The sequence below is a fragment of the Paenibacillus sp. A3 genome, from assembly GCF_001399685.1.
Classification (GTDB): domain Bacteria; phylum Bacillota; class Bacilli; order Paenibacillales; family NBRC-103111; genus Paenibacillus_G.
The window spans coordinates 1-9288 of the sequence record NZ_JTHN01000176.1 but is presented as its reverse complement, the minus strand read 5'-3'; the positions used below and the strand labels follow the sequence as shown (position 1 = coordinate 9288).

Annotated in this window: 11 protein-coding genes; 5 read left to right on the top strand and 6 right to left on the bottom strand. The window is 58.8% G+C overall.

Annotated elements, in window-relative coordinates:
- The 6 genes from QJ48_RS25090 to QJ48_RS25065 form a co-directional block, all read right to left on the bottom strand.
- Window positions 1–306: urease accessory protein UreD (locus QJ48_RS25090; RefSeq protein WP_237763054.1), on the bottom strand; the 306-nt coding region annotated here is incomplete at its 3' end.
- Complete coding sequence (gene ureG / locus QJ48_RS25085; protein WP_054976155.1) at window positions 281–949, bottom strand: urease accessory protein UreG; 669 nt, start codon at window positions 947–949, stop codon at window positions 281–283. The genes ureG and QJ48_RS25090, both read right to left, overlap by 26 nt.
- Window positions 950–1010: 61 nt before the next feature.
- Window positions 1011–1712, bottom strand: a complete 702-nt coding sequence (locus QJ48_RS25080) for an urease accessory protein UreF (RefSeq protein WP_054976154.1) — start codon at window positions 1710–1712, stop codon at window positions 1011–1013.
- Between the two features lie 27 nt (window positions 1713–1739).
- Window positions 1740–3476, bottom strand: a complete 1737-nt coding sequence (gene ureC / locus QJ48_RS25075) for an urease subunit alpha (protein ID WP_054976153.1) — start codon at window positions 3474–3476, stop codon at window positions 1740–1742.
- A 1-nt stretch (window position 3477) separates the two neighbouring features.
- Window positions 3478–3843 carry an urease subunit beta gene (locus QJ48_RS25070; protein ID WP_054976152.1) on the bottom strand — a complete coding sequence of 122 codons (366 nt, stop codon included), beginning with the start codon at window positions 3841–3843 and terminating at the stop codon, window positions 3478–3480.
- Window positions 3844–3939: 96 nt separating this feature from the next.
- On the bottom strand, window positions 3940–4248 hold the full coding sequence (locus tag QJ48_RS25065) for an urease subunit gamma (RefSeq protein ID WP_054976151.1): 309 nt from the start codon (window positions 4246–4248) through the stop codon (window positions 3940–3942).
- Between the two features lie 290 nt (window positions 4249–4538).
- Between QJ48_RS25065 and urtA the strand changes: the two genes are divergently transcribed.
- From urtA to QJ48_RS25040, 5 genes are all read left to right on the top strand, one after another.
- A complete protein-coding gene (gene urtA, locus QJ48_RS25060) occupies window positions 4539–5795 on the top strand; it encodes an urea ABC transporter substrate-binding protein (protein ID WP_054976150.1) in 1257 nt (418 codons plus the stop codon).
- Between the two features lie 153 nt (window positions 5796–5948).
- The gene (gene urtB / locus QJ48_RS25055; RefSeq protein WP_054976149.1) at window positions 5949–6854 is read left to right on the top strand and encodes an urea ABC transporter permease subunit UrtB; all 906 of its coding nucleotides are present in this window, start codon (window positions 5949–5951) and stop codon (window positions 6852–6854) included.
- 84 nt (window positions 6855–6938) lie between these two features.
- Window positions 6939–8048: an urea ABC transporter permease subunit UrtC gene (urtC, locus tag QJ48_RS25050; RefSeq protein WP_054976148.1), complete on the top strand. Its 1110-nt coding sequence runs from the start codon at window positions 6939–6941 to the stop codon at window positions 8046–8048.
- Between the two features lie 16 nt (window positions 8049–8064).
- Window positions 8065–8856, top strand: a complete 792-nt coding sequence (urtD, locus tag QJ48_RS25045) for an urea ABC transporter ATP-binding protein UrtD (RefSeq protein WP_054976147.1) — start codon at window positions 8065–8067, stop codon at window positions 8854–8856.
- Window positions 8849–9288, top strand: a 440-nt coding sequence (locus tag QJ48_RS25040; RefSeq protein ID WP_157261752.1) for an ATP-binding cassette domain-containing protein, incomplete at its 3' end; no start/stop codon positions are given. The genes urtD and QJ48_RS25040, both read left to right, overlap by 8 nt.

Here is a 9288-nt window from a genome sequence, read left to right as displayed (position 1 = left end):
GCTCGGACGAGGGGCATCCCAGCCCGCTTTGTGCGACGGGTGCACCTTCGTGTAGGACTGGTTGGTCACATGAACGTCCGTATCCTCTCCGAATCGCCATGTCAGCTCGTACCGGTCGCCCGCCATGATTCCCGGGGAAGCATCCATAATATAGACGCCAAGCTGCCCGCCGTCGAACGGAAACGTCTTTGCAATCTTGAGCGGATACGACTGCGCATGGTTCCTGAGCTGTGTCACGCCGGCCGCCGCCCTAAAGTACGCGTCAATGCAGCCCGTCACTTCATGCATGGCTGTGACTGTATTCATGTTCGACCCAGTCCACGATGTCGTCGAGCCCTTGTCCGTCGAACAAATTGGAGAAGACAAACGGCCGGCCGCCGCGCATTTTTACCGTATCTTCCTCCATTACCTTCAAAGAAGCTCCAACGTGCGGGGCCAGATCGATTTTGTTAATGATCAGCATATCGGAGCGGATGATGCCGGGCCCGCCTTTGCGCGGAATTTTCTCTCCCTGCGCCACATCGATAATATAGATGAACCGGTCCACCAGCTCCGGACTGAACGCCGCCGCCAGGTTGTCCCCGCCACTTTCGATGAAGATGATGTCCAGATGCGAAAAGCGGCGCTCCAGTTCCTCGACCGCTTCGAAATTCATCGAGGCGTCCTCGCGGATCGCCGTATGCGGGCAGCCGCCCGTCTCTACCCCGATAATGCGTTCGGCCGGCAGCGCCTCCGAGCGGATCAGAATGTCCGCGTCTTCCTTCGTATAAATATCGTTGGTGATTACGGCGATGCTGTACTTTCCATTCAGCTTGCGCGCCAGCCGTTCCACAAGCGCCGTTTTGCCGGAGCCGACCGGTCCGCCGATTCCGATGCGCATCGGACGGTCGAGCTGACGTCCCTCCGGCGTTTCCCAATGGTGATGATGATGCGTTCCTCCTTGACACATAGCCAAGCCCTCCTTGGATTAGAAAAATAAGGTTCCTTCGGATAAAAATAATCCTGATCTCCTAAGACATAAATAAACGCGAATAAAGACCTTCGTGCCGCATCATGGCGATTTCCGCCTGAGGCGTGCTGGAAAAACCGTCCTCCAGCGGGTCCAAATGAGCGAACCGCAGCCACGCCTCCCGGATAGAGGGAAGCAGCGCGGCAAGCAGCCGTTGGCCGTCCGTTTGGCCAAGCGACATCAGGCGCAAGCCGCTGTTGATGCCGGTCGTTACGCACGTGTACAAGTATCCTTCGGCGGCTGCCGGCAGCGGCACGCCGAGCTGCAGGCTGATCCAGCCATGCACAAGCGGATGGGTCCCGATGCACCGCCCGTCCCGTATCGCGCCAACCAGCGGCTCCCAGTCCAGCTGCGGGTACATGGCGCGGGCAAGCTGAAGCAGTCTGCGGCCCATTTTGGCCACGCCTTCCCGCGTCTCGGCAGACGCCCGCTGCACATGCTGCGTCCGGTCGACGAGCCAGAGCTCCTCCCATCGCTCGGCGGGAGCGAAGCAGTATACCGCTTTGACGGCCAAGGCATCGACCGGCGCCCAGCTGTGAAACAGCATAGCTTCCATATAATCTTTTAGCTGATCCGGCCTTTCAATCCGACCGTCCTGCACCAGCGTCTCCAGACCGAACGAGTGCGAAAATCCTCCGATCGGCAGCGCCGAGTCCAATAGCTGCGTATAGGCAACCCAGGAAAAATCCGTGGTGTGTCCCATGGCGTGCCCGCCTCCTTACGATTGCATTCAGAACAAAAAATACCGCTGCGCCATCGGCAGCACGTCCACCGGCTCGCAGGTGACCGGCTGCCCGTCCACCTTCACCTCGTACGTTTCCGGATCGACCTCGATGTCCGGCGTTTCTCCGTTATGGATCATATCCTTCTTCGTGACGCTGCGGCAGTTGCGGACCGGCTCGATTCGCTTCAGCAGTCCCAGCTCAAGGTGAACGCCGTTATCGTAAGCCGCTTGCGAAACGAACGTGATGCTGTGCCGCAGCGCTCGTCCGAAAGCGCCGAACATCGGCCGGCCAAATACCGGCTGCGGCGTAGGGATCGAGGCGTTCGGATCGCCCATCTGGGCGTAGACGATGATGCCGCCCTTGAGGACCATGTCGGGCTTCACCCCGAAAAAGCCAGGGCTCCAGACCACAAGGTCGGCCAGCTTGCCGACTTCGGCCGAGCCGACCAGATGCGCGATGCCGTGCGTCAGCGCCGGGTTGATCGTATATTTCGCAATATAGCGTTTAATGCGGAAATTATCGTTATCCGGCGTATCCCCGGCCCGGGCCGTTCCCTCCGGCGCCGGCAAATGCCCGCGCTGCTTCTTCATCTTATCCGCCGTCTGCCATGTCCGGGTGATGACTTCCCCTACACGGCCCATCGCCTGCGAATCGGAGCTGATCATGCTGAAGACGCCAAGATCATGCAAAATATCTTCCGCCGCGATCGTCTCGGGACGGATGCGGGAGTCCGCAAACGCCACGTCTTCCGGGATGCGGCTGTCGAGATGATGGCAGACCATGAGCATGTCGAGATGCTCCTCGACGGTGTTGACCGTATACGGCCGGGTCGGGTTCGTCGACGACGGCAGCACGTTAAGCTCGGAAGCGATACGGATAATGTCGGGCGCGTGCCCTCCACCGGCGCCTTCCGTATGATAGGTATGAATCGTTCGCCCGCCGATCGCGCGAATCGTATCTTCGACGAACCCGGACTCATTCAGCGTATCCGTGTGAATCGCCACCTGCACGTCGTAGCGGTCGGCCACGGCAAGGCAAGCGTCGATGGCCGCCGGCGTCGTCCCCCAGTCCTCGTGCAGTTTCAGCCCGATAGCCCCGGCCTCGACCTGCTCCGCCAGCGGCTCCGGGAACGCGGCGTTGCCCTTGCCCGTGAACCCGAGGTTCAGCGGGAACGCCTCCGCCGACTCAAGCATCCGGCGCATATGCCACGCGCCGGGGGTGCACGTCGTCGCGCTCGTGCCCGCTGCCGGACCCGTACCGCCGCCGATCATCGTCGTTACGCCCGACGCCAGCGCCGTTTCGATCTGCTGCGGGCATATATAATGGATATGCGTATCGATGCCTCCGGCCGTGACGATCTTCCCTTCGCCCGCAATCACCTCGGTCGACGCTCCAGCAATCATGCCCGGATGGACGCCGTCCATAATGTCAGGGTTTCCCGCCTTCCCGATGCCGACGATGACCCCGTCTTTGATGCCGATATCAGCTTTCACGATTCCGCTGTGATCGATAATGACGGCGTTCGTAATAAGCGTGTCCAGCACGCCCTGGTCCCGCGTATGGCGGGACGACTGCCCCATCCCGTCGCGGATGACCTTGCCGCCGCCGAATTTGCATTCCTCTCCGTAAACGGTATAGTCATACTCGATTTCGGCCCATAAGTCCGTATCGGCCAGCCGCACCTGATCGCCGACGGTCGGCCCGAACATGAGCGCGTACGATTTACGGTCTATCTCCGCCACGCTAAACCCCTCCTTCCCATTCGGCCAGCCGGATGCGGACGGGCTCCGGGAGAACGCCGCGCCGGACGGCACCCCGGGATAAACCATTCAGCCCGTAGGACAAGCGCTCGCCGCCAAGCTCGGTGAGCCGCACCTTTCTCTCTTCGCCCGGCTCGAAGCGGACCGCCGTGCCGGCGGGAATATCGAGCCGCATCCCGAAAGCTTGCTCCCGGTCAAACGAAAGCGCACGGTTGACTTCAAAAAAATGATAATGTGACCCGACCTGCACCGGCCGATCCCCCGTATTCACAACGACGAGCTCTGTCTTTTCTTTTCCTTCATTCAACTTGATCTGTCCCGGCTTGATCCGGTATTCGCCCGGTACCATAGACGCTCCCCTCCCAGCGCTAACTTTCCTGCATTGCCGTACGAAAGTCGTATAATCCGTCTCATGAATGAACGGCAAACTGATCGCCGTCATCGGCTAACCTTTCCGAATCGGCTGATGCACCGTAACCAGCTTCGTTCCGTCCGGGAACGTAGCCTCCACCTGCACCTCGTGAATCATCTCCGGCACGCCTTCCATGACCTGCTCCGCCCGGAGCACCGTCGTTCCGTACTGCATCAATTGCGCTACCGTCATGCCGTCGCGCGCCCCTTCCATGATCTCGGAGGTAATGAGCGCCACGCTTTCCGGGTAGTTCAGCTTCACGCCGCGCGCCAGCCGCCGCCGGGCCACATCGGCCGCCACGGTGACGAGCAGCTTCTCTTTCTCGCGTTCCGTCAAATACATGAAACACCTCCAAAATCCGAATATAACTCTTCAATGCGCTTATTATATTTGGAATTCCTCAAGCTGTAAATCATTTTATGTAATATTTTTTGACATAAAATAATTAAAAAAAGCATTTTAATTACACAGTCTAAAAATAAATCCTTAATTTCTTACATAAAAAAAGATAATTCCCATGCTAAAAACATAAAAACTGAATTTTATGTAATATATATTGACATATAAATCACGCTTGAATATGATAAGGCATGTAAGTTTGCTGAAAACCATTATTTGGGGGAGCTGAAGTCATGAAACCTGCAAAAAAAGGAATCACCGCCTTAATGGCCGTCTGCCTGACCTTGTCGGCGCTGCTTGCGGGCTGCGCTTCAGAAAGCGGCGCAAAGACAGAAACCAAAGCCGAAGCTCCGAAAGACAGCGGCGACAATACCGTCCCCGTCGGCATCCTGCATTCCTTAACCGGCACGATGTCGATCAGCGAAGTGTCCGTCCGGGACGCGACGCTGATGGCGATCGAAGAGATCAACCGAGCTGGAGGCGTGCTAGGCAAACAGCTCAAGCCGATCGTCGAAGACGGCGCGTCCGACTGGCCGACCTTCGCCGAGAAGACGAAAAAGCTGCTGCAAAAAGACAAAGCGGCCGTCATCTTCGGCGGATGGACGTCGGCAAGCCGCAAGGCGGTACTACCCGTCGTCGAACAGAACAAAGGACTTTTCATCTATCCCGTACAATACGAAGGGCTCGAAAGCTCGCCCAACATCTTCTACACCGGCGCAACGACCAACCAGCAGATCGTCCCGGCCGTCACTTGGCTGCTGCAAAACAAAGGCAAGAAATTTTTCCTGCTCGGCTCCGACTACGTGTTCCCGCGTACGGCCAACAAAATCATCAAAGAACAGCTGAAAGCCGAGGGCGGCACCCTGATTGCGGAAGAATACACCCCGCTCGGCCATACCGACTACAACACGATCATCAGCAAAATCAAGAAAGAAAAGCCGGATGTCGTGTTCAATACACTGAACGGCGACAGCAACGTAGCCTTTTTCAAGCAGTTGAAGGACGCGGGCATCACCGCCAAAGACTTGACCACGCTTTCCGTCAGCGTTGCGGAAGAAGAAATCCGCGGGATTGGCGCTTCCGTGCTGGAAGGTCATTATGCCGCATGGAACTATTTTCAAACGACCGACACGCCGGAGAACAAAAAGTTCGTGGAAGCCTACAAGGCGAAATACGGCAAAGACCGCGTCACCGACGATCCGATCGAAGCAGGCTACTTCGGCGTCTATCTGTGGGCGGAAGCCGTGAAAAAAGCCGGTTCCTTCGACGTCGACAAAGTGAAAGCGGCGGCGAAAGGCATCGAGTTTAATGCGCCGGGCGGCAAGGTCAAAATCGACGGCGACAACCAGCACGTCTACAAAACCGTACGTATCGGCGAAGTGCAGCCGGACGGCCAGTTCAAAGAGGTCTGGAACTCCGGCCAGCCGGTCAAACCGGACCCGTTCCTTAAAACGTACCCTTGGGGCGCAGCCGTATCGCCGGGCAAGTAACGTCCGGCCTCCCGGCAGCACCCGCGTCTCGTTTAACCGTCAGGCACACCCTGATCCCATAGAGAAATGACGGGGGCTGCCTTCGGGCAGTCCCTGCGCGCTTCGGGCAAGCTTTCGGCGCATGCTTTCAAGAGAAAAGGAGGTTATGGACGGATGAGTCTGTTATTTTTGCAGCTGTTTAACGGGATCTCGCTCAGCTCCATTCTGCTGCTGATCGCGCTCGGGCTCGCTATCACGTTCGGCCTCATGAACGTCATCAATATGGCGCACGGCGAGTTCATTATGATCGGCGCGTACATGACGTACATGATCCAAAAATGGTTTATCGCCGCATTCCCGCCCTCCGCTTTCGGCTGGTATTTCGCGCTTTCGCTTGCGGTCGCCTTTCTCGCCGCCTTCGCGATCGGCTGGCTGCTCGAAAAGACCTTGATCCGGTTCCTGTACGGCCGGCCGCTCGACAGCCTGCTGGCTACCTGGGGCGTCAGCCTCGTGCTGCAGCAGTTGGCCCGCTCGATTTTCGGCGCGCCAAACGTGGCGGTCCAGGCGCCGGGCTGGCTGGAGGGCGGCCTCGCCCTCGGCGGCGAATTGACGCTACCGTACAAACGGCTGTTTATCATCGGGCTCGTCATCGTCTGCATCATCGGCATTTACCTGTACTTGTACCGCACGCGGGGCGGCCGCAGCATGCAAGCCGTGATGCAAAACCGCAGCATGGCCGCCTGCCTCGGCATCTCGACGCCTAAGGTCGACGCGTTCGGCTTCGCCCTTGGCTCCGCGATGGCCGGGATTGCAGGCTGCGCGCTGACACTGCTCGGTCCGATCGGCCCTTCCATTGGGACCTACTATATCGTCGACGCGTTCATGGTCGTCGTGCTTGGCGGCATCGGCAAAATCATCGGCACAGTCGCCGGCGCGCTCGGCATCGGCGTGCTGAACACGGCGTTGGAATACACGACGAGCGCCACGCTCGGAAAGGTCATCGTCTTCACGCTGATCATCGCCTTCCTCCAATGGAAGCCTTCCGGGCTGGTGACCATGAAATCGCGGGCACTCGATTAAAGCCGGGGTAACGATTGCCGGGCCGCTTTACGCAGCCGGGTCTGGACCGCCGTCCCATTCTTTTTGTCGAAAGGAGTGCTGTACATGACATTTTCCGTCAGCAACACGAAAGTCAAAATCGCGCTCACCGTCGTCCTTGCGGCGCTAATGCTGCTTGCGCCAGCCTTCTTGTCCGAATTCCGCCTGTCGCTGCTCGGCAAATTTCTTGCGTATGCCATCCTTGCCATGGGCCTCGATATGATCTGGGGCTTCACCGGCATTCTCAGCCTCGGCCACGGCGTCTATTTCGGGCTCGGCGCGTACGGCATGGCGATGCATTTGAAGCTTGCCGCTTCCCCGGAAGGGCTTCCGGATTTCATGTCCTGGAGCGGCGTCGAAAAGCTGCCTTGGTTCTGGGCTCCCTTCCAATCCGCAGGCGCAGCTATCGTATTGTCGCTGCTGGTGCCTACCGCCGTCGCCTTCGTTCTCGGCTACCTAACGTTCCGCAACCGGATTCGGGGCACTTTTTTCTCCATCCTGTCCCAAGCACTGGTCATCATCACGGTCACACTATTCGTCGGACAGCAGGGGTATACCGGCGGAACGAACGGCTTGACCAACTTCGATACGTTTCTCGGCCTGAAGCTGGCCGATCCTTCCGTGAAGCTGGCGTTGTACTACGCAACCGCCGCAGCCGTTCTGCTGACGCTGCTGCTGTGCGTGGGACTGGCCTCCAGCCGTCTCGGGAAAATTTTGACCGCCGTGCGCGATGCGGAAAACCGTGTCCGTTTCATCGGCTACGATCCGGTCGTCTATAAGGTGTTCATCTACTGCGTTTCCGCCGCCCTCGCGGGGCTGGCCGGGATGCTGTTCGTGCTGCAGGAAGGAATCGTTTCTCCCGCACAGATGGGCATCGTTCCGTCCATCGAAATGGTGCTTTGGGTCGCTATCGGCGGCCGGGCTACCATCGTCGGAGCCATTTTGGGCACGATCCTGACCAACGCCGCCAAAACGACGTTCAGCGAAGCTTATCCCGATTGGTGGCCGTTCATCATGGGCGCGATGTTCGTCGTCGCCACGCTCTTCCTGCCGAAAGGCATCGTCGGCACCTGCAAGGACTGGGTCCAAACATGGGGCCGGGGGTCCGGCAAAACGGTATCTGTCTTGAATCCGGCGGCTCCGCTCGCCTATACCGAGCTTAAAAAACCGCACTAACAGGAGGCATACGAAGATGACTTACACGGAAACGTCCCCCAGAAAACAAGCGCATGCGCCCCTCGTCATCGTGGAGCAGTTGGAAGTCAGCTTCGACGGTTTCAAGGCGATCAACGGTTTGAACTTTTCGCTTGAGCCGGGCGAGCTTCGGTTCCTGATCGGTCCGAACGGCGCGGGCAAAACGACGCTGCTCGACGTGCTGTGCGGCAAAGTGAAGCCGTCCAAAGGGCGCGTGCTGTTCAAAGGGCATACCGATCTGGCGCGCCATCAGGAGCATCAGATTGCCCAGCTCGGCATCGGCCGCAAGTTTCAAGCGCCGTCGATCTTCATGTCGCTGACGGTGGCGGAAAATTTGCTTCTGGCGATGCGGCAAAAGCGCGGCCTGCTCAGCACGCTGGTCGCCAGAACGACCCCGGAGCAGCGCGCCCGGCTGCATCATTACCTGCAGCTGATCGGCCTCGCCGATCAAGCGAAGGCGAACGCGGGCTCGCTGTCGCACGGCGAGAAGCAGTGGCTGGAGATTGGCATGCTGCTGATCCAGGAGCCGGAGCTGCTGCTGCTCGACGAACCGGCCGCCGGCATGACCGACCGGGAGACGGAGAAAACCGGCGAGCTGCTTCACCGCATCAACGACCGCCAAACGGTCGTTGTCGTCGAGCACGACATGGAATTCGTGCGGAAGTTCGCCAAAACGGTCACCGTCATGCACGAAGGCACCGTGCTGCGTGAAGGCACAATGCAGGACATTCAGAACGACGACAAGGTCACGGAAGTTTATCTCGGAAGGCGGGGCGAACGGCATGAATGAGACGAGCGGCAACGGTTCTTCGCACGCCTCCCTCCGCACAGGCGGGGCGCTTGAACTGCAGGGCGTGGAGGCCGGCTACGGCGAAAGCATGATTTTGCGCGGTGTAAGCCTCCAGGTCCGACCCGGGCAGGTCGTCTGCCTGATGGGCCGCAACGGCGTCGGCAAAACGACGCTGATGAAGACAATCATGGGGCTCCTCAAAGCGAAAAAAGGAACGATCTGCTACGCCGGTACCGACTATACGGCGAAGACGCCGGATATCCGGGCGAAGGCGGGCATCGGGTATGTACCGCAAGGACGGGAAATCTTCCCGCAGCTTACCGTCGAAGAAAACCTGCGGCTCGGCTTGGAAGCGGCCGGCGCGAAGCTGCGCAATGCGGGCATTCCCGAATCAGTTTTCGCGCAGTTTCCCGTGCTGAAGGATATGCTGCG

What these genes read in the sequence shown, in the direction of transcription:
- ureG (WP_054976155.1), bottom strand. Translation starts at nt 949, where the DNA reads ATGTGTCAAGGAGGAACGCATCATCATCACCATTGGGAAACGCCGGAG.
- QJ48_RS25080 (WP_054976154.1), bottom strand. Translation starts at nt 1,712, where the DNA reads ATGGGACACACCACGGATTTTTCCTGGGTTGCCTATACGCAGCTATTG.
- QJ48_RS25070 (WP_054976152.1), bottom strand. Translation starts at nt 3,843, where the DNA reads ATGGTACCGGGCGAATACCGGATCAAGCCGGGACAGATCAAGTTGAAT.
- QJ48_RS25065 (WP_054976151.1), bottom strand. Translation starts at nt 4,248, where the DNA reads ATGTATTTGACGGAACGCGAGAAAGAGAAGCTGCTCGTCACCGTGGCG.
- urtA (WP_054976150.1), top strand. Translation starts at nt 4,539, where the DNA reads ATGAAACCTGCAAAAAAAGGAATCACCGCCTTAATGGCCGTCTGCCTG.
- urtB (WP_054976149.1), top strand. Translation starts at nt 5,949, where the DNA reads ATGAGTCTGTTATTTTTGCAGCTGTTTAACGGGATCTCGCTCAGCTCC.
- urtC (WP_054976148.1), top strand. Translation starts at nt 6,939, where the DNA reads ATGACATTTTCCGTCAGCAACACGAAAGTCAAAATCGCGCTCACCGTC.
- urtD (WP_054976147.1), top strand. Translation starts at nt 8,065, where the DNA reads ATGACTTACACGGAAACGTCCCCCAGAAAACAAGCGCATGCGCCCCTC.